At 76.0% G+C, this 19,886-nt stretch carries 18 protein-coding genes; 14 read left to right on the top strand and 4 right to left on the bottom strand.

The genetic code is table 11. The features are described 5' to 3' along the window. Positions 1–24 precede the first annotated feature (24 nt). From ZF1_RS14500 to ZF1_RS14465, 8 genes are all read left to right on the top strand, one after another. Positions 25–1,017 carry a helix-turn-helix transcriptional regulator gene (locus ZF1_RS14500; RefSeq protein WP_482637515.1) on the top strand — a complete coding sequence of 331 codons (993 nt, stop codon included), beginning with the start codon at positions 25–27 and terminating at the stop codon, positions 1,015–1,017. After that, positions 1,014–2,045, top strand: a complete 1,032-nt coding sequence (locus ZF1_RS14495; RefSeq protein WP_062395072.1) for a helix-turn-helix transcriptional regulator — start codon at positions 1,014–1,016, stop codon at positions 2,043–2,045. The genes ZF1_RS14500 and ZF1_RS14495 overlap by 4 nt, the downstream gene beginning before the upstream one ends. Before the next feature lie 160 nt (positions 2,046–2,205). Beyond that, positions 2,206–2,499, top strand: coding sequence for a Sec-independent protein translocase subunit TatA (gene tatA / locus ZF1_RS14490; RefSeq protein WP_482637514.1), 294 nt, complete (start codon positions 2,206–2,208; stop codon positions 2,497–2,499). Between the two features lie 61 nt (positions 2,500–2,560). Further along, positions 2,561–3,571, top strand: a complete 1,011-nt coding sequence (tatC, locus tag ZF1_RS14485; protein ID WP_482638705.1) for a twin-arginine translocase subunit TatC — start codon at positions 2,561–2,563, stop codon at positions 3,569–3,571. A 102-nt stretch (positions 3,572–3,673) separates the two neighbouring features. Beyond that, positions 3,674–4,420, top strand: a complete 747-nt coding sequence (pyrH, locus tag ZF1_RS14480; RefSeq protein WP_405417073.1) for a UMP kinase — start codon at positions 3,674–3,676, stop codon at positions 4,418–4,420. A 73-nt stretch (positions 4,421–4,493) separates the two neighbouring features. Further along, on the top strand, positions 4,494–7,400 hold the full coding sequence (locus ZF1_RS14475; RefSeq protein ID WP_251782531.1) for a DEAD/DEAH box helicase: 2,907 nt from the start codon (positions 4,494–4,496) through the stop codon (positions 7,398–7,400). 101 nt (positions 7,401–7,501) lie between these two features. Next, complete coding sequence (locus tag ZF1_RS14470; protein WP_476651457.1) at positions 7,502–8,383, top strand: DUF4333 domain-containing protein; 882 nt, start codon at positions 7,502–7,504, stop codon at positions 8,381–8,383. A gap of 68 nt (positions 8,384–8,451) precedes the next feature. Beyond that, the gene (locus tag ZF1_RS14465) at positions 8,452–9,717 is read left to right on the top strand and encodes a GNAT family N-acetyltransferase (protein WP_482637513.1); all 1,266 of its coding nucleotides are present in this window, start codon (positions 8,452–8,454) and stop codon (positions 9,715–9,717) included. A gap of 25 nt (positions 9,718–9,742) precedes the next feature. Here ZF1_RS14465 and ZF1_RS14460 read toward each other — a convergent pair whose 3' ends face one another. After that, entirely contained in the window at positions 9,743–10,522 is a 780-nt protein-coding gene (locus ZF1_RS14460; RefSeq protein ID WP_405421816.1) for an SAM-dependent methyltransferase, read from the bottom strand. Between the two features lie 66 nt (positions 10,523–10,588). Between ZF1_RS14460 and ZF1_RS14455 the strand changes: the two genes are divergently transcribed. Further along, positions 10,589–11,191 carry a helix-turn-helix domain-containing protein gene (locus ZF1_RS14455; protein ID WP_308215792.1) on the top strand — a complete coding sequence of 201 codons (603 nt, stop codon included), beginning with the start codon at positions 10,589–10,591 and terminating at the stop codon, positions 11,189–11,191. Between the two features lie 2 nt (positions 11,192–11,193). Here ZF1_RS14455 and ZF1_RS14450 read toward each other — a convergent pair whose 3' ends face one another. Next, positions 11,194–12,474 (bottom strand): M20 family metallopeptidase, encoded by a 1,281-nt coding sequence (locus ZF1_RS14450; protein WP_251782992.1) that lies wholly within the window; start codon positions 12,472–12,474, stop codon positions 11,194–11,196. 53 nt (positions 12,475–12,527) lie between these two features. Continuing rightward, positions 12,528–13,493, bottom strand: a complete 966-nt coding sequence (locus ZF1_RS14445; protein ID WP_224402490.1) for a 5'-3' exonuclease — start codon at positions 13,491–13,493, stop codon at positions 12,528–12,530. Positions 13,494–13,564: 71 nt separating this feature from the next. On the opposite strand from ZF1_RS14445, the gene ZF1_RS14440 reads away from it, so the two are divergent. The 5 genes from ZF1_RS14440 to ZF1_RS14420 all read left to right on the top strand — a co-directional run bounded on the left by ZF1_RS14440 (position 13,565) and on the right by ZF1_RS14420 (position 18,034). Continuing rightward, entirely contained in the window at positions 13,565–14,416 is an 852-nt protein-coding gene (locus ZF1_RS14440; protein ID WP_482637512.1) for a GAF and ANTAR domain-containing protein, read from the top strand. Positions 14,417–14,545: 129 nt separating this feature from the next. Continuing rightward, entirely contained in the window at positions 14,546–15,673 is a 1,128-nt protein-coding gene (locus ZF1_RS14435; protein WP_346107429.1) for a M24 family metallopeptidase, read from the top strand. 115 nt (positions 15,674–15,788) lie between these two features. Then, positions 15,789–15,983 (top strand): PspC domain-containing protein, encoded by a 195-nt coding sequence (locus ZF1_RS14430; protein WP_345650873.1) that lies wholly within the window; start codon positions 15,789–15,791, stop codon positions 15,981–15,983. 267 nt (positions 15,984–16,250) lie between these two features. Further along, complete coding sequence (locus ZF1_RS14425; RefSeq protein ID WP_224402491.1) at positions 16,251–17,057, top strand: PIG-L deacetylase family protein; 807 nt, start codon at positions 16,251–16,253, stop codon at positions 17,055–17,057. Between the two features lie 200 nt (positions 17,058–17,257). Further along, on the top strand, positions 17,258–18,034 hold the full coding sequence (locus ZF1_RS14420; RefSeq protein ID WP_476651450.1) for a polyprenol monophosphomannose synthase: 777 nt from the start codon (positions 17,258–17,260) through the stop codon (positions 18,032–18,034). A 24-nt stretch (positions 18,035–18,058) separates the two neighbouring features. On the opposite strand, the gene ZF1_RS14415 is transcribed toward ZF1_RS14420, so the two are convergent. Further along, positions 18,059–19,810, bottom strand: coding sequence for a DUF885 domain-containing protein (locus ZF1_RS14415; protein ID WP_100877747.1), 1,752 nt, complete (start codon positions 19,808–19,810; stop codon positions 18,059–18,061). Positions 19,811–19,886 lie beyond the last annotated feature (76 nt).

The following is a 19,886-nucleotide window of genomic DNA, read 5'->3' as shown; positions in this document are numbered from 1 at the left end:
TCCGGCCTGGCTACGATGCCCGTCGTGTCCTCCGCCCGCGCCGAGCGACTGGTCAACCTGGTGCTCTGCCTGATGTCGACGCGCCAGTACCTGTCCGCGGAGCGGATCCGGTCCATCGTCCCCGGCTACGCCGACGGCGCCGGCGACGAGGCGTTCTTCCGGATGTTCGAGCGGGACAAGGCCGAGCTGCGGGAGCTGGGCGTGCCGCTGGAGACCGGCCACAACTCGGTGTTCGACACCGTCGAGGGCTACCGGATCGCCCGGGCCGACTACGAGCTCGGCGAGATCCACCTCGACCCGGACGAGGCGACCGTCGTCGCGCTGGCCGGGAACCTGTGGGACTCCCCGGAGCTGGCCGGCGCCGCGCACGGGGCGCTGGTGAAGCTGCGCGCCGCGGGCGTCGAGGTCGCCGAGACCGCGGCCGCGGCGATCCGGCCGGGCGCCGCCGCGGGTGAGCCGGCCCTCGCGCCGCTGCTGGGCGCGGTGCGCACCGGCCGCGTGGTCACCTTCGACCACCGCCGCGGCGGCCCCACCGGGGAGCTGGTGCGGCGGACCGTCGAGCCCTGGGGCGTGGTGTCGTTCCGGGGCCGCTGGTACCTGGTGGGCCACGACCGCGACCGCGACGACGTGCGCTGTTTCCGGCTCTCCCGCGTCGAGGGCCCGGTGCGTGCCGTCGGACCGGAGGGCGCGGTCACCGTGCCCGCCGGTGTCGACCTGCGGGCGCTGGTGCGTGCCTCGGCGGGCCCGCAGCCGGTGTCGGGCACCGCGCGGGTCTGGGTCGCGGCGGGACGCGCGGCCGGGCTGCGCCGCGCCGGCCGCGAGCGCGGGCCACGCGAGCACGCCGGACGGCCGGGCGTGGAGATCGAGCTGGACCTGCGCGACCGGGGCACCGTCGCGCGGTGGCTGGCCGGGCACGGCCCGGACGTCGCCGTCCTCGACCCGCCGGAGCTGGCCCGCGCGGTCCGCGAGCTGTGGGAGGCCGCGCTCGGTGCCGGTGCCCTCGGGACCCGCACGTGAGCCGCCAGGGCGTCGCCCAGCGCCTGCCCCGGCTGCTGTCGCTGGTGCCCTACCTGCGGGCGCACCCCGGGGTGCCGGTCGCCGAGGCCGCCGCGGACTTCGGCGTCGACGAACGGCAGCTGCGCAAGGACCTGGAGCTGCTGTGGATGTGCGGGCTACCCGGCTACGGGCCGGGTGACCTGGTCGACCTGTCGTTCGCCGGGGACACCGTCGACGTCGTCTTCGACGCCGGGCTGACCCGGCCGCTGCGCCTGACCACCACCGAGGCGACCGCGCTGCTCGTGGCGCTGCGGATGCTGCACCAGACCGCCGGGGTCGTCGACTCCGACGCCGTCGGGCGGGCCATCGCGAAGGTCGAGGCCGCGGTGGGGGAGGCGGCCGGTCCGGGCGGTCTGGTCACCGTCGAGTCCGGGATCGGCGAGCGCGACACCACCGCCGTCGTGCGCCGGGCGCTCGACCGCGGGCGCGCGCTGCGCATCGTCTACTTCACCGCGGGCCGTGACGCGGTGTCCCGCCGCGACGTCGACCCCATGCGGCTGGTCGTCAGCGGCGGGCGCGGCTACCTGGAGGCGTGGTGCCGCCGCGCCGAGGACGTGCGGATGTTCCGCCTGGACCGGGTGGAGCAGGCCGAGGAGCTCGACGAACCGGCCCGCGCCCATCCCGAGGCCCGGCCCGTCGACGTCTCGCACGGGCTGTTCAGCCCGCGCGCCGAGCACCGGTACGCGGTCCTGGAGCTCGACCCGGACGCGCACTGGGTCGCCGAGTACTACCCGGTCGACGAGGTGCGCACCGGCGCCGGTGAGCTGGTCGAGGGCGACCCGCCGCCCGGCGCGCCGGACCCGGTGCCCGCCGCGGCGGGCGGCGACGACCGGCTGCGGGTGCTGCTCCGCTTCGCCGACGACGACTGGCTGGTCCGCCTCGTCCTGGGGCTCGGTGGCGCGGCCCGCATCGTCGAGCCCCCGGAGCTGGCGACGGCGGTGCGCGAACGGGCCCGCGAGGCCCTCCGGATCGCCGACGCATCACCCTGAGTCACTCCGGCACCCCCGGGAGGGGGAATGCGACAGGATGACGACGACGGCATGAACACCGGGTGACCGGAGCCACGTCCCGGGACGGGGGGACCGGGCGACCGATTCGCCCGTGTCTACACTCGGTGTCGACCCGGCCCGATCAACGCGAGGTGGACCCATGCCCGGTGGTTACGAGTGGCTGATCATCATCGCCGTTCTGCTCCTGCTGTTCGGCGCGAAGAAGCTGCCCGAGATGGCGCGGTCGGTCGGTCAGTCCGCCCGCGTGTTCAAGGGCGAGATGAAGGGCCTCAAGGACGACGACGCCCGTAGCCGGCAGGCCGAGGAGTCCAAGCCCGCCCAGGAGCTGCCCGCCGCCGCACCGGCGCCGCAGCAGACCGCCCCGGCCCCGCAGCAGACGCCGCAGCAGCCGCAGGCACAGGCCACCGACCGGCCCGCCGGTCCGACCGCCTGAGGCACCTCCTCCCGTGAAGGCGCCGTTCCGTCGGAAGCGCAGGCTGAACCCCGACGGGACCATGACCCTGATCGAGCACCTCTACGAGCTGCGCAACCGGCTCGGCATCTCGCTCGCCGCGATCGTGGTGACGACGGTGTTCGGCTACATCTGGTTCGAGGTCTCGTTCTTCGGTTTCCCGAGCCTGGGTGAGCTGCTCAAGGAGCCGTACTGCTCGCTGCCGCCCTCGGCGCGCGCGTCGCTGACGGCCGACCCGAACGCCTGCACCCTGCTCGGCACCACCCCCTTCGACCAGTTCATGCTGCGCCTGAAGGTCGGGGCGACGGCCGGGGTGATCCTGGCCTGCCCGATCTGGCTCTACCAGCTGTGGGGCTTCATCACCCCGGGCCTGCTGAAGAAGGAGCGCCGCTACGCGCTGGGCTTCGTCTCGGTGGCCGCGGTGCTGTTCGTCGCCGGCGCGGTGCTGGCCTACCTGATCATCCCGCAGGCGCTCGGCTTCCTGCTGACCATCGGTAGCGAGATCCAGACGACGGCGCTGACCGGCACGTCGTACTTCTCGCTGGTCGTGAACCTGATCGTCATCTTCGGGGTCAGCTTCCTGATCCCGCTGCTGGTCGTCGCGCTCAACGCGGCCGGGGTCGTGTCCTACGACGTGCTCCGCCGCTCCCGGCGCGGGCTGATCTTCGGGCTGTTCTGCTTCGCCGCGATCGCCACGCCCGGCCAGGACCCGATCTCGATGCTGGCGCTGGCGTTCGCGCTGACCCTGCTGTTCGAGGGCGCCATCCAGGTCTGCCGGATCACCGACCGGCGCCGGGCCCGCCGTCGCGCCGCCGAGGGCTGGGACTCCCTGGACCCGGACGAGCCCTCGCCGCTGGACACCACGCCGTCGCCGATCGAGGGGCCGTCCCGGATCGAGCCGTCCCGGATTGAACCCCCCGCGCCGGTGTCGACCACCCGGGCACCCGTCGTTGCCCCGGACGGCGGCACCGCGGGTGCGGGGATCGGCCGCACCGGGGGTGCCGGGACGAACGGGACCGTGCCCGGGCCGCCCCGCTACGACGACATCACCTGACCGGGGCGGTGCCGCGGATCCCCCCGCGGCCCCGTCCGGCACGGCTCCGTAGGCTTGCCCCCCGGATCGGGTCGGGCGGCACTGAGGAGCGGGTCGGGACAGATGAAGTACAACCGGGTGGTCATCAAGCTCAGCGGACAGGCGATGGCCGGTGCCGACGGCTTCGGGTTCTCCGCGCACGCCCTGTCCCACCTCGCCGACCAGATCCGGCAGATGCGTGCGCTGGGGGTGCAGGTCGCGGTCGTCGTCGGCGGCGGGAACGTGTTCCGCGGCAACCGCTCCGAGACCTGGGGGATCGACCGCGTCGAGGCCGACAACATCGGCATGCTCGGCACCGTGATCAACGGTCTCCTGCTGCGCGGCAAGCTCTCCGCGGGCGGTGAGGAGAACGTCCGCGTCATGACGGCGATCCCGATCAACGCCGTCGCCGAGCCGTTCCTGCGGCTGCGCGCCAAGCGGCACCTGGAGAAGGACGCGATCCTGATCTTCTCCGGCGGCAACGGGCAGCCGTTCATCACCACCGACTACCCGAGCGTGCAGCGCGCCCTGGAGATCGGCGCGGACGCGCTGCTGGTGGCCAAGCACGGCACCGACGGCGTCTACGACACCGACCCGCGCACCAACCCCGACGCGCGCCGCTACGAGCGCCTGCCCTACGACGAGGTCCTGTCGCGCCGGCTGGCCGTGATGGACCAGACCGCGTTCATCCTGGCCCGCGACCACGGCCTGCCGCTGCACGTGTTCGACATCGAGAAGGACGGCCTGATGGCCGCGATCTGCCGCGGTGAGCACCACGGCACGGAGATCAACCCCGACATCGTCGAGGCGGAGTTCGCCCACCCGGAGTAGGCCGGCGGTGCCACGTGGCCCGGCTCACCCTGTGACGGAGCAGGGTGCCGGTGCCGTGTGACAGCCTGGAGCCGTGAATGGTTCCGCCGCCGACCCGGCCGCCGCGTACGCGGCGGCGAAGGCCCGCGCCGCCTATCCGCGGCTGGCCGAGTTCACCGGTCTGATGCCCTTCGACCTGGACCCGTTCCAGCGCGAGGCGTGCGAGGCCCTGGAGGACGGCCACGGCGTCCTGCTCTGTGCGCCCACCGGCGCCGGCAAGACCGTCGCGGGCGAGTTCGCCGTGCACCTGGCCCTGTCCGAGGGCCGCAAGTGCTTCTACACCACGCCGATCAAGGCGCTGTCCAACCAGAAGTACGCCGACCTGGTCGCCCGCTACGGCGCGGACGCGGTCGGCCTGCTCACCGGTGACACCGCGGTGAACGGTGACGCCCAGGTGGTCGTGATGACCACCGAGGTGCTGCGCAACATGATCTACGCCGACTCCGACAAGGCGGCGAACCGGCGGCTGGACCACCTCGGCTACGTGGTGATGGACGAGATCCACTACCTGGCCGACCGGTTCCGCGGCGCGGTCTGGGAGGAGGTCATCCTCCAGCTGCCCGAGCACGTCGCGGTCGTCGGGCTCTCGGCCACGGTCAGCAACGCCGAGGAGTTCGGCGACTGGCTGGTCGAGGTCCGCGGTGACACCCGCGTGGTGGTCGACGAGCACCGCCCGGTGCCGCTGTGGCAGCACATGATGGTCGGGAACCGGCTGTTCGACATGTTCGGTGAGCGAAGCACCCCCGGCGGGCCCGGTGAGGTCGTCGTCGACCCGGAGCTGGTCCGCTACACCCGCGAGATGGCGCGGCGGGACTTCACCACCTCACGCGGCTCGGACCGGGCGGGCGACCGCGGGCCGCGCGGCCGGGGTGGTCCGCAGCGCGGCCGCACCCGGGGCGGGAAGACCGACTCCACGGCCGTCGTCGGGCGGGGGCCGCGCGGGGGCGGGCCGTCGCGCGGTGGGTTCCGGCCGCCGTCGCGGGTGCAGGTGATCGACCGGCTCGACCGCGAGGGGCTGCTGCCCGCGATCACGTTCGTCTTCTCCCGCGCCGGCTGCGACGCCGCGGTCGGCCAGTGCGTGCGGGCCGGGGTGCGCCTGACCGTGCCCGAGGAGGTCGACGAGATCCGCCGGATCGTCGAGAAGCACACCGGCGACCTGCCGCAGGCCGACCTCGGCGTGCTCGGGTACTGGGAGTGGCGCGAGGCCCTCGAACGCGGCGTCGCCGCCCACCACGCCGGGCTGCTACCGGCGTTCAAGGAGACCGTCGAGGAGCTGTTCGTCGCCGGCCTGGTGCGCTGTGTGTTCGCCACCGAGACCCTGGCGCTGGGCATCAACATGCCCGCCCGCACCGTCGTGCTGGAGCGGCTGGTCAAGTACAACGGCGAGGCCCACGTCGACCTCACCCCCGGCGAGTACACCCAGCTCACCGGGCGCGCCGGGCGCCGCGGGATCGACGTCGAGGGCCACGCCGTCGTGCTGTGGGCACCCGGCATGGATCCGGAGCAGGTCGGCGGGCTGGCCTCCACCCGCACCTACCCGCTGCGCAGCTCGTTCCGGCCGGTCTACAACATGTCGGTCAACCTGGTCGGGCGCCTGGGCACCGACGCCGCCCGCGAGCTGCTGGAACGCTCCTTCGGGCAGTTCCAGGCGGACCGCTCGGTGGTCGGGCTGGCCCGGCGGATCGACCGCAACACCGAGGCCCTGGACGGCTACCGGGAGGCGATGAGCTGCCACCTCGGCGACTTCGCCGAGTACGCCGACCTGCGCAGGCGCATCGCCGACCGGGAGAAGTCGCTGCGCCGCCAGAACACCGTCGCCGCCCGCGACGAGGCCTCGGAGTCGCTGCGCGAGCTGCGCCCCGGCGACGTGATCGCGGTGCCCTCGGGCAAGCGCGCCGGGATCGCCGTGGTGCTCGACCCGGGGATCGGGGCGGTGTCGGCCGCGGGCCGCGACGCCGAGGTCCGGCCGCTGGTGTGCACCGAGGACCGCTGGGCGGGACGGTTGTCGGCGGCGGACTTCCCGGACGCGGTGGAGGTGCTGGGCCGGATCAAGCTGCCGAAGCGGGTCGAGCACCGGTCCCCGCAGGTCCGCCGGGACCTGGCCTCCTCGCTGCGTGCCTCCCGGCTGGGGGAGGGGCGCGCCCTCGGGCGTCGTCGCCGGCCCGGGGTGCAGGACGACCCGGAGCTGTCGACGCTGCGCCGGGCCCTGCGCGCGCACCCCTGCCACGGCTGCGACGACCGCGAGGCGCACGCCCGCTGGGCGGAGCGGCACGCGAGGCTGGAGCGGGAGACCGAGACGCTGCGGCAGAAGGTGCGGGCCACGACGCACTCGCTGGCCCGGGCGTTCGACCGGATCCGGGCGCTGCTCGCCGAGCGCGGCTACCTCGTCCCGGCGGGGGAGGCCGAGCCCGGCGAGGAGGAGATCACCGCGCACGGCCGGGTCCTGGCCCGGCTGTGGGGCGAGTCGGACCTGCTGGCCGCCGAGTGCCTGCGGCACGGCGCGTGGGACGGCCTGGAGCCCGACGAGCTGGCCGCGGTGGTCTCGGCGCTGGTCTACGAGTCCCGCCGCGACGACGCGCCGATGCCGCGGCTGCCCACCGGTCCGGTGTCCGACGCGCTGGAGCGGACCGTGCGGCTGTGGGAGGAGCTCGACGCCGACCAGCGCCGGCACAAGGCCGAACGCACCCGCGCACCCGACCTGGCCTTCGCCTGGCCGATGCACCGGTGGGCCCGCGGCGAGTCCCTGGCACAGGTCCTGGAGGCCGCCGAACGGAACGGGCACGAGCTGTCCGCGGGCGACTTCGTACGCTGGACCCGGCAGGTCCTCGACCTGCTCGACCAGATCGCCGGGGTCGCCGGGCGGTCGAGCGCGGTCGGGAAGGCGGCCCACCGGGCCTCCGGTGCGGTCCGGCGCGGCGTGGTCGCGGCCGGTATGCAGTAGCAGTCACGAACAGCACCGGCAGTCACGAGCAGCACCAGCTGTCACGAGCAGCACCAGCTGTCACGACGGTACGACGAGAGAGACGGGCGGACGAGTAGGCGATGAACAACCCGCAGGGACCGGACCGGCATCCCGAGGATGCCGCGGAGCGGACCGGGGAGATCCCCGCCTGGGGCACGCCACCGCCCGGCGGGTGGGGCGCCGACCCCGAGACCACCGGAGCCTGGTCCCCCGACCGCGACGACCGTGACGGCTGGGCCGCCCCCGACGCCGCCCACGACGCCGGCGGCGCACCCGCGCAGGGCACCGGCGGCTGGGACGCCGTCCCGCCCGCGGGCGGACGCCACAGCGGCGACACCGGCGGCTGGGCCGCCCACGACGGGGGCGCCGGGGACCCGGCCCGCGGCGAGCCGCTGTGGGGCGACGAGGCCGGCCCCGACACCGGCACCGACGGCGGATGGGCCGTCCCGACCGGGCGCCGCGCCCGTCGCCGGGCCGCCGAGACCGGAGCGCCCACCGACGCCGTCCCCGCGTCGTCGCCCGGGTCGCCCTGGGCCGACGCGCAGACCACCGCGGCCGTCCCGGCCGACGGCGGGTCCGGGCCGGGCGGATGGCAGAACCCCGGCCCCGGCGAGGACGAGCCCTGGGTCTCCCGGGACGCGGTCCGCTCCCCGTCGCGGACGCGGCGCTACGTCCTGGCCGGGATCGGCGCCGTGGTGGTGGCCGCACTCGTGGTCGGCGCGCTGTTCTGGGCGGGCGTGCTCGGCAGCGACCGGCTCGACCGCACCGCGCTGCAGGCCGGGGTCAACCAGGTCCTCACCCAGGACTACGGCCTGCAGGTCGGCGCGATCGCCTGCCCGGAGGACGTCGAGGTGTCGGCCGGCACGCAGTTCACCTGCCAGGCCGTCGTCGACGGCGAGCAGGTGGAGGTCCCCGTCGTCGTGACCAGCGACCAGGGCGACTACCAGGTCGGGCGGGTCTGACCGGGCCGCGGTGGCGGGCCGGGTAATCGGCTGGCGCGCGGGGCGCGCGGACGCGAGGCTCGTCGGATGTGAGCCCCGATGACCCGTTCGCCCCGCACCCCGCCCCGCCGGCCGTCGCCCCCCACCCGGTCCGGACCCTGACCGACCCCGCCGACCGGCGCCGCGCGTTCGACCTGTTCCTGGGCACCCTGCACCACGGCCCGATCACCGACGACGCGTGGGAGGCCCACGGGCAGGCCCCCGACGAGCACTGGCTCGGCGTCGTCGACCCCTCCGGTGCGGTGGTCGGGTCGGCGTACTCCTTCCCGACCCGGCTGACCCTGCCCGGCGGGGCCCGGGTCCCCGCCGCCGCGGTCAGCGGCGTCGGGGTGCGACCCGACCGGACCCGCGCCGGGCGCCTGACCGCGCTCGTGCGCGCCCAGCTGACCGCGGCCCGCGACCGCGGCGACGTCGCCGCGGTGCTCCGCGCGTCGGAGGCCGGCATCTACGGTCGCTACGGCTACGGCGTCGCCTCCCGCGCCGACCAGGTCCGCGTCACGGCGGGGGCCGCGTGGCGCCCGGAGGCCCCGGCCGGGGGCACGGTGCGGATGCTCGACCCCGACGAGGCGACCGGGCTGCTGCCCGGCCTGCAGGAACGCCTCGCCGCGGACCGCCCGGGCGGGATGACCCGCTCCGCGCGCTGGTGGCGGCGGGCGCTGCGCCCCGCGGGCCCGCCCGCCGGCGAGTACAAGGGCGTGGCGGTGCACACCGGCACCGACGGCGTCGACGACGGATTCGTGGTGTGGGGCGTCGCGGAGGGCGACCTGGCCACCGGCGGCACGGACGAGGTCCGGGTGCAGCAGCTCTGGGCCGCCGGGCCCGCCGCGACCGCCGGGCTGTGGCGGTTCCTGACCGGCCTCGACCTGGCCGGCGCGGTGACGAGCTGGGCACGTCCCCTCGACGAGGACCTCGACCTGGTGCTGGCCGACTCCCGGGCCCACCGGGTCACCGGCCGCGGCGACGACCTGTGGCTGCGCCTGCTCGACCCGGACGCCGCGCTGCGGGCCCGCGCCTGGGGCCCCGGCGGACCGGTCGTGCTGCGGGTGCACGACGCGTTCCTCGGCGACACCGGCACCTGGCGTCTCGCCGACGGCGCCGCCGAGCCCGCCGCCGGCACCGATCCGGACCTGGAGTGCACCGTCGACGCGCTGGCGGCGGCGTTCCTCGGCGACCGGTCGCCGTCGTCGCTGGTGGCGGCGGGCCGCTGGCGCGAGCACACCCCCGGCGCCCGGGTCCGGGCGGACGCGCTGTTCGCGGTGCCCGGACCGGCGCCGTGGTGCGGCACGTTCTTCTGAGCGTCCCCGCCGGCGACGCGGACGCTCAGGCCCGGCGGCGGGCCCGGACGACCGCGTCGTGGCCGGTCACCGTGCTGCCGTCGGGCAGCGTCACCGGCCGCGGCCGCGCGTCGGCGACCAGGACCTCCCACCGGTCCGGGTCGAGCGCACCGGCGAGCTCGTGCTCGTCGGGGAACAGCTCCGGCTCCGGCGGGCGCGGGATCCCGGCGGCCAGGTCGCGCGGGTGGTGCAGCACCAGCAGCAGTGTCCCCCCGGGGGCGACGGCGTCGGCGAGCGCGGCGTACAGCGGGCGGCGCACGTCCGGGGGCAGGTGCAGGAACTGGGCGTTGACCAGGTCGTAGACGCCCGCGGCGGGCGGGGCGGAGCGCAGGTCGGCGGCGGTGAGGGTGACCGCGTCGGCCCACCCGGCCCGCTCGACGGCGGCCCGGGCCCGCTCCACCGCGACGGGGGAGACGTCGACGGCGTCCACCCGCCAGCCCCGCGCGGCGAGCCACACCGCGTCGCCGCCCTCCCCGCAGCCGACGTCGAGCGCCCGCCCGGGCGGCAGGTCCGCGGCCTCGGCGACGAGGGCGGCGTTGGCGTCGCCGCTCCAGATCTGCGGACGGGTGTCGTAGTGGGCGTCCCAGAACGCCGCGGACCAGCGGTCCTCGGTCACGGTGGCTCCTCCGGTGGATGTGGTCGGTGTGGTGGGCGCAGCGGCGGTGGTGATGCCGGTGGCGAGTCCGTGCACCCGGTCGTCCGCGACGAGCGCGGCGACCCGGCGCTCGGACGCGGCACCGAACGGGTCTGCGGGAGAGGAGGTCATGGCACCACCCTGCGCGCCTCCGCGCGAGACTGGCAAACATCGTTGCCAGGATGGCAAACTGCCGGTGTGGACGAGGCGATCGCGGACACCCTGGCCGGCGTCGGCCCCCGGCTGGCCGGGCTGCGCACCGCGCACGGCATGACCCTGGCCGACCTGTCGGAGGCCACCGGCATCTCGGTGAGCACGCTGTCGCGCCTCGAGTCCGGCGGGCGCCGTCCGACCCTGGAGCTGCTGCTCCCGATCGCGGCCGCCCACCAGGTGCCGCTCGACGAGCTCGTCGCCGCCCCACCGGTCGGCGACCCGCGGGTGCGGCTGCGGCCGCGCCGGGCCAACGGGATGACCGTCGTCCCGCTGACCGAGCGCCCCGGCGGGCTGCAGGCGTTCAAGATGCTCATCCCGTTCCGCGGCGACGAGCCCGACCCGCGGGTGCACGAGGGCTACGAGTGGCTCTACGTCCTCGACGGCAGGCTGCGCCTGGTCCTCGGCGGGCACGACGTCGTGCTCGGCGCCGGGGAGGCCGCCGAGTTCGACACCCACGTCCCGCACTGGTTCGGCTCCGCCGACCGCGACCGCGCCGTCGAGGTGCTCAGCCTGTTCGGCCCGCAGGGCGAGAAGGTCCACACCCGCGCCGCGCCGCGCGAGCGCCGCACCCCGGGCCACGGCGGCTGAGCTCAGTCGAAGAACGCGGGCACGTCCACCGGGCCGCCCGCCTCGGCGAACTCCGCCGCGACCGCCCCGCGCAGCGCCTCGTCGTACAGCAGGTCGGCTACCACCGCCGCCAGCCCGGCGGCGCCGTCGAGCACCGCGCGGTCCCCGGCCGCGCTCGCGGCGGCCTCGGCGAACCCGGTGGTGTGCAGCGCGGTGCCCGGCTCCGCGATCGCGATCATCGGATGGATCGACGGCACCCGCAACGAGACGTTGCCCAGGTCGGTCGACCCGGTCTCGGTCTCCGGCACCACCCCGCGCGGGTACACCGTGCGCCCCCGCCCGGCCTGGTGCACCGCCCAGCGCGCGGCGAGGGTCCGGTTGTGGCGGATCGGCAGGTACGGCGGGCGCGGGTCCCACTCCAGGGTGTGGCCGCAGCCGGTCATCGCCGCCGCCGCGACGGCGATCGCCTCCACCCGCGTGGTCAGGTCCCGCAACGTCTCCGGGCGCTGCGAGCGCAGGTAGTAGCGCGCCGCCGCCCGCTCCGGCACGACGTTGGGTGCCTGCCCGCCGTCGACGACGACGCCGTGCACCCGGTCGGAGTCGGGGATGTGCTGGCGCAGCATCGCGATCCCCTGGTAGCCCAGGACGACCGCGTCCAGGGCGTTGCGGCCCCGGTGCGGCTGGGCCGAGGCGTGCGCGGCGACCCCGTGGTAGGTCACCTCCAGCTGACGGCGCCCCAGGAACGGGTGGTCGGCGATGTCGTGGGCGAACGGGTGCAGCATCACCGCGGCGTCGACGCCGTCGAAGGCACCGTCGCGGGCCATCGTCTCCTTCCCGCCCCCGCCCTCCTCCGCCGGCGTGCCGAGCAGCACCACGGTGCCGCCCACCGGGTGCGCGGCGAGCACCCGCGCCAGCGCCAGGAACGCGCCCACCGCCGCCGAGCAGATCACGTTGTGCCCGCAGGCGTGCCCGATGCCGGGCAGCGCGTCGTACTCGGCGAGCACCGCGACCGTCGGGCCGTCCCCGGAGCCGAGCGTCGCCCGCAGCGCCGTGTCCAGCCCGTGCACGCCGACGGCGGCGTCGACCCCGTGCCCGGCCAGCAGCGCGGCCACCGCGGCGACCGAGCGGTGCTCGGAGAACGCGGTCTCCGGGTGGGCGTGCAGGTCGTGCGAGAGCGCCAGCAGCTCGTCCCGCAGCTCCTCGACCGCGGCCGCCACCGCCTCCCGCACCGCGGCGGGGGCGCCGTCGTGGGGGGAGGTGATCGGCTCGGCCGCCGCCGCGCGCACCGCGGTCTCCCGGGCCACGACCTCGTCGTACGCTGACGACGGCGGGACCGGCAGCCCGTGGTCCGGGCAGGTCACGACGACGCCGCCGCGTCCAGGGCCTTCCGCAGCCGCCCCACCGAGGACTCCAGACCCCACCGCCGTGCCAGCTCGTCGAGCCGGTCCGGGTCGGCGAACGACGCCGGGAGCACGTCGTCCCGGCTCAGGTCGACCTCGGCGTCGGTCCGCACCCGCACCACCGGCTCGACGACGTCGAGGTAGTCCCGCGCCGCCGCCAGCTTCGCCCGCGGCCCCGCCCCGATCCGGGTGTCGCCGTCGCCGACCGCGGCCAGCAGCTCCGCCCACGAGCCGAACCGGCCCACCAGCGTCGCCGCGGTCTTCGCCCCGACCCCGGGCACGCCGGGCAGCCCGTCGGAGGGGTCCCCGCGCAGCATCGCCATCTCCGCGTACGCCGCGCCCGCCCGCTCCCGGGGCACCCCGAACTTCTCGGCGACGTCGTCCGGGCCCAGGTTCTCGGCCTTGTTCAGCCCGCGGCCGATGTACAGCAGCCGCACCGGCGGGGCGTCGCGCACGATCTGCATGAGGTCCCGGTCCCCGGACACCCCCAGCACCGGGTCGGAGGCCTCCCGGTGGGCCAGGGTCCCGATCACGTCGTCGGCCTCGCAGCCCACGGCCCCGCCGGTCGCGATCCCCGCCGCGGCCAGCACCTCCATGATCAGCGGCACCTGCGGGGCGAGGGTGTCCGGCACCTCCTCGGGCACCCCGGCCGGCACCTCGTCGCCGGCCCGGCCCGCCTCCACCCGGTGCGCCTTGTACGACGGCAGCGCGTCCACCCGGAACGCCGGCCGCCAGTCCAGGTCGAGGCAGGCCACCAGCCGCACCGGGCGGTGCTCGGTGACCAGCCGCGCGATCATGTCGGTGAACCCGCGCACCGCGTTCACCGGCGTCCCGTCCGGGGCGGTGACGCTCTCCGGCACGCCGAAGTAGGCACGGAAGTACATGCTCGCGGAGTCCAGCAGCATCAGCGGGCGCTCACTCATGCCGCGAGTCTGGCACCGCCGCCGTACCCGGGTGGGCGCCGGACCCGCGCGGACCGTGCAGAATGCCCGGTGTGGAGAACAGCGGAACCACCACGAACAGCGGACCTGCTGCGGTCACCGGCCGCGACGACTGGACCGCCGAGCGGGACCTGTTCGTCGTCACCGAGCAGCGCGGTGGCCCCGCCGAGGACGCCCTGGCCGACACCGGCCCGCTCGCCCGCGAGTTCGCCGCCCTCACCGGCGCCCTGCTCGCCTCCGGCTCGGTCGCCGACGTCCTCGCCCGGGTCGTCGCCGCGGTCCGCCGGGTCGTGCCCGGCGCGGACATGGTCAGCGTCACCCTCCGCGACGGCGACGGCCGCTTCCACACCCCCGTCGAGACCGACCCCGCCGCCTCCTCGATCGACGAGGCCCAGTACACCAGCGGCTGCGGCCCCTGTGTCGAGGCCGCCCGCGCCGACGGTCCCGCGCTGGCGTTCTCCGACGACCTCGCCGCCGAGAGCCGCTGGAGCGACTTCGCCCACGCCGCCGTCGGGCACGGGTTCCACTCGGTGCTGGCGGTCTCGCTGATCCCCGACGCCGAGCCGCCGCGGCTGCCCGGCGCGCTCAACGTCTACGCCACCGACCGCCGGGCGTTCACCTCCGCCGACCGCGACCGCCTGATGCTGCTCGCCACGCACGCGTCGCTGGCCCTGGCCACCTGCGTCGCCGTGTCCGACGCCGGGCTCCAGGAGACCCAGCTGCGCCAGGCGATCGCCTCGCGCGACGTGATCGGCCAGGCCAAGGGCATCCTGATGGCGCGCCGCGGGCTCACCGCCGAGGAGGCCTTCGACGTGCTCCGACGCACCTCCCAGGACCTCAACGTCAAGCTCGTCGAGCTCGCCGGGACCGTCACCGCGCACCCCACCGCGCTCGACACCGACTGACCCGCCCTCCGGCTCCGCAGGCGTCGGGTCACGCAGCGCGTCCGGACGCCCACCGGCTTCCGCCCGGCCCACGCCGCGGTGCTCCGGGTGGCGGTCGTGTACCCCCCGTGCCCGCCTACGCTCACGGTCATGACCGATGCCGTCCCCACCGAGCTGCTCGCCGACCGGCTGCGCCGTGCCGGTGAGCACGCCGCCGAGCAGGGCACCGACGTGCTGTTCCTGACCCCGGGAACCGACCTGCGCTACCTGACCGGGTTCGACGGGTCCTCGCACGAGCGCCTGACCTGCCTGATCGTCCCGGCCGCCGGGCACCGGGCGCCGCCCGCGCTCGTCGTCCCGTCGCTGGAGGCGCCCGGGTTCGCCGGTGTGCCGCTGGAGGCGCTCGGCATCGACCTGGTCACCTGGACCGACGGCGAGGACCCGTACCTGCTGGTCAGCGACCTCGCCGGCGGCCCCACCCGGATGTCGGTCGACGACGACATGCCCGCCCGCCACGTCCTCGGCCTGCGCCACGCCTTCCCCGACGTCCCGCAGTACCTCGGCGGCACCGTGCTGCGCGAGCTCCGCATGCGCAAGGACCCGGCCGAGATCGACCGCCTGCGCGAGGCCGGCGCCGCCATCGACCGGGTGCACCGGCGGATGGGCGAGTTCCTGCGCCCCGGCCGCACCGAGGCCGAGGTCGGCGCCGACATCACCGCCGCGATCATCGCCGAGGGCCACACCGAGGCCGCGTTCGTCATCGTCGGCTCCGGCCCCAACGGCGCCAGCCCGCACCACGACGTCTCCGACCGCGTGATCGAGGCCGGCGACGTCGTCGTCATCGACATCGGCGGACCGCTGCCCGGCGGCTACAACTCCGACTGCACCCGCACCTACGCCGTCGGCGGCGAGCCCGGCCCGGACGTCAAGGAGACCTACGCGGTGCTGCAGGAGGCCCAGGAGCGCGCCGTCGCCGCCGTCCGGCCCGGTGCCACCGCCGCCGACATCGACGCCGCCGCCCGCGAGCACATCGCCGCCGCCGGGCACGGTGAGCACTTCATCCACCGCACCGGGCACGGCATCGGCCTCGACGTGCACGAGGAGCCCTACATCGTCGGCGGCAACGACCTCGTCCTGACCGAGGGCATGACCTTCTCGATCGAGCCCGGCATCTACCAGGCCGGCAAGTGGGGCGCCCGGATCGAGGACATCGTCGTCGTCACCGCCGACGGCGTGGAGCGGCTCAACACCACCGCCCGCGACCTCGTCGTCCTGTAACGACCCCCGGGGCGCGTTCGGGGTCACCCTCCGGGTGTTCCCCGAGCGCGCCGGGCCCCGGTGGTGCCAGGGTGGGGGAGGTCCCACCCGCACCACGAAGGAGCACCCCGTGAACATGCCCGTGACCCAGCGTCTCGTCCGTCCCCGCAACGGGAAGGTGATCGCCGGGGTCTGCGCCGGGCTGGCCGACCGTTTCGGGATGGGTCGCAACACCGTGCGGTTCCTGTTCGTGCTGTCCTGCCTGCTGCCCGGCCCGCAGTTCGTCATCTACCTCGCCCTCTGGCTGATCATGCCGAGGAGCACCGTCTGACCGGTGTGAGCGCCGTCGCGGGGCCCCGGTGTGGACCCGTGACGGCGCCCCTGCCATCATCTCCCGCGTGATCGAGCCGACGACCGCCGCCGCCGCGCGCCCCGTGCGCGCCGCCGCGTGTCGCTGTCGTCGGGGTCCGTCCCCGCGCGGCTGACACCGCCGTCCCGGCTCACCGTCCGTGGACCGCTCGCGCCGCCCGGGTACCGACCCGCTCCGGACCCGTGTCCGTACCGGCCGCCCCGGCCCCGCACGCGAAGCGATCACCAGGTGCACACCCTCTCCGGCCAGACCGTCCTGGCCCTGCACGCCCACCCCGACGACGAGTCGATCTTCACCGGCCTGACCCTGCGCCGTCTTGCCGACGCGGGCGCCCGCGTCGTGCTCGTCATGGCCACCGGCGGCGACCTCGGCGAGTCCCGCCTCCCCCTGGAACCCGGCGAGACCGTCCCCGACCGCCGCCGCCGCGAGCTCACCGACGCCGCCGCCCTGCTCGGCGTGCACCGCCTGGTGCTGCTCGGGCACCGCGACTCCGGCCTGCCCGGCGGCCCCGGCCTGCGCCATCCGCGCGCCCTCGCCGCCGCCGACCCCGTCGCGCTCGGCCGCGCCGTCGCCGAGATCGTCGACGCCGAGGGCGCGGGCACCGTCCTGCACGACGACGACGCCGGCATCTACGGCCATCCCGACCACCGCGCCGCACACGCCGCGGGCGCCATCGCCTGCTCGCTCACCGGCGCCCACGGCTACCGGATGACCGTCGACCGCGAGCACCTCGCGCTGGCCGCGCGTGACCGGCACCTCGTCCACGGCGCCGCGCACGCCGCCGGCGTCGGCTACGGCCGGGTCACCGCCGAGATCGCCGTCGCCGTCGGGGGCGGCCCGGCCGAGCTCGCCGTGAAGCGGGCCGCGATGCTCGCCCACGCCAGCCAGATCGCCCCGGACGCGGTCGACGAGGCGGGCTTCGCCGCCGCCTACGGCTACGAGTGGTTCCTCCCCGGCGAGAACACCGGCGGCCGGGCCCGCGGCGGTGTCCTGGAGGCGCTGGGCAACGCCCATCTGCTCGCCGGGACCCGCTGACCGCCGCCCCGTCCCGCGCCGGTTCCCGCCCCGGGCCCGGTCCCGCGTCCGATGCCGCCGCGTCGGGCGGTCGCGGCGCTCCACTACGCTGTCCGCACGACCGCGCTCCGCCGCAGCACGACGAGCGGTGACCGAGCAGGTGCGGTCGGTACGGGTAGGGTCGCCCGGTCGACACCGATCGGGCGGGGGAGAGGACGAGCATGGTCGAACCGCCGGGCCCGGTCCTGGTCGTGGTTCCCACCTACGACGAGCGGGAGAACCTCGGTCCCGCCGTCGCGCGGCTGCACGCCGCGCTGCCCGACGCCGACGTCCTCGTCGTCGACGACGCCAGCCCCGACGGCACCGGAGAGCTCGCCGACGCCCTCGCCGCCGCCGACGAGCGGGTCCGCGTCCTGCACCGCTCCGGCAAGGACGGCCTCGGCGCCGCCTACCTCGACGGCTTCCGGCACGCGCTGACCGGCGAGCACCAGGTCGTCGTCGAGATGGACGCCGACGGCTCGCACGCCCCCGAGGACCTCCCCGCGCTGCTCGCCGCCCTGACCGACGCCGACGTCGTCCTCGGCTCCCGCTACGTGCCCGGCGGGCGCGTCGTGAACTGGCCATGGCACCGCGAGCTCCTCTCCCGCGGCGGCAATCTCTACTCCCGCCTCGCACTCGGCGTGCCGCTGCGCGACATCACCGGCGGCTACCGCGTCTACCGGCGCACCGTGCTCGAGCAGCTGCAGCTGGACTCGGTCGCCTCCCAGGGCTACTGCTTCCAGGTGGACATGGCCTGGCGGGCCCTGCAGGCCGGGTTCCGGGTCAGCGAGGTCCCGATCACCTTCACCGAGCGCGAGCGCGGTGCGTCCAAGATGAGCGGCGGCATCGTCGCCGAGGCGCTGTGGCGGGTCACCTGCTGGGGCCTGTCGCACCGGCTCGGCCGCGACACCCCCCAGCGCCCCGCGGGGCCGGTCACCGAGGGCGCCGCACACGGCTGAGCCGCGCGGCGCCCCCGGGTGCGCTCAGGCGCGCGCCGGCAGGGCCGCCAGCTCCGGCACCAGGTCGTCGAGACCCAGCGTGCCCTGCGCGAGCGCGGCGGCGTGCCACGCGGCGAGGTCGAACTCCTCCCCGCGGGCGGCGTGCGCGGCCCGGGCCCGCTCCCGCCCGGTCAGCCAGGCCCGCTCGCCCAGCTTGTAGCCGATCGCCTGGGCCGGTCCGCCGAGGTAGCGCAGCAGCTCCGAGTCGGCCATCGCGTCCCCGCCGCCGACGTGCCGGCCGAAGAACTCCCGCCCCAGCTCCGGGGTCCACCGCTGACCGGCACCGACCGGGGAGTCGTCGGGTACCGGCAGCGACAGGTGCATCCCCAGATCGATCACCACACGCACCGCGCGCAGCATCTGGGCGTTGAGGTAGCCCAGCCGCGACCCCGGGTCGGAGTGGTGGCCCAGCTCGTCCATCAGCCGCTCCGCGTAGAGCGCCCAGCCCTCCACGTCCGCGCTCACCGCACCCACCAGCGACGTCTGGAACGTCGACAGCTCCCGGCTGCGCACCGCCCACGACGCCAGCTGCAGGTGGTGGCCCGGGACGCCCTCGTGGTACCAGGTGCTGATCAGGTCCCAGAGCGGGTAGCGGTCGTCCTCGCTCGCGGGCAGCCAGGTCCGGCCCGGCCGCGAGAAGTCCAGCGCCGGCGGTGTGTAGTACGGCGCCGCCGCACTGCCCGCCGGCGCCAGCCGGGACTCGACCTCCCGCAGCCGGCCGGACAGGTCGAAGTGGACGCCGTCGAGCTCGGCGATCGTGTCGTCCATGATCTTCTGCAGGTGCGCCCGGGCGGCCTCCCCGCCCACGACGACCCCGGTCGAGCCCCCGTCGGTCTCCAGGAACTCCATCGCCTCGCGCACGCTGCCGCCGGGCACGATCCGCGCGGCCTCGACGGCCATCTCCTCACGGATCCGGCGGAACTCCGACCAGCCCCACTCGTAGACCTCGACGGTGTCGATGTCGGCGCCGTTCCAGAACCGGTTCGCGATCCGGTACCGGTCGGGGCCCACGCCGTCCGGGGTCCCCTCCGCGGCCGGCAGGTACTCCGCGGCCAGCCAGTCCCGCAGCTCGCCCAGCGCCGCCGTCGCCTCCCGCGCACCGCGGTCCAGGTCGGCGCGCACGGCGTCACCGACGGAGGCGTCCGCGGCGAACCCGGCGAACCAGCCACGGCCGCCCGCGTCGCCGTTCCAGGCGTCGATCTGCTCGGTCACCCGCACCACCTGGCGCGGCGCGGCGAACAGCCCGCGACGGCGGCCCTCGGCCAGCGACGCCCGGTACCCGGCGAGTGCCTCGGGGACCCGCGCCATCCGCGCGGCCACGGTGGCCCAGTCCTCGTCGCCGTCGACGGGCATGAGGGTGAACGCGGTCCGCAGGGTCGCCAGCGGTCCGAACAGCTCCTGCACCGCACGCAACGGCTCCCCGGAGGTCAGGTGGTCGAGCTGGGCGCCGAGACGCTCACGCAGCAGCCGCGCGCAGCGACGCTCGTCGGGGTCCGCGGGCTGCCGGGCGCCCGTGGTGGTGTCCAGCCGCTCCAGGGTCTCCCGGCAGGCGGCGACGAGCGCGGCGGTGCCGTCGGGGGAGAGGTCGGGCAGCTCGTCCTGCCGCTCGGTCCAGCCGAGGTCGCCGGCGAGGACCGGGTCGAGCTCGGCGAGGCGCCGGACGTGGTCGTCGGCGAGGTCGCGGACCGCTCGGGCGGGGCGGGAGGGGCTGGCGGTGCCGGTCTGCTGATCGTTCATCACCGGTCATCATGCCCGCACGCGACGGAGCCCGGACCCCCTGAGGGATCCGGGCTCCGTGGTCACCGGGTGGTGG

This window comes from Pseudonocardia sp. ZF1, from assembly GCF_056835605.1.
This window is presented reverse-complemented; position numbering and strand designations above follow the sequence as displayed.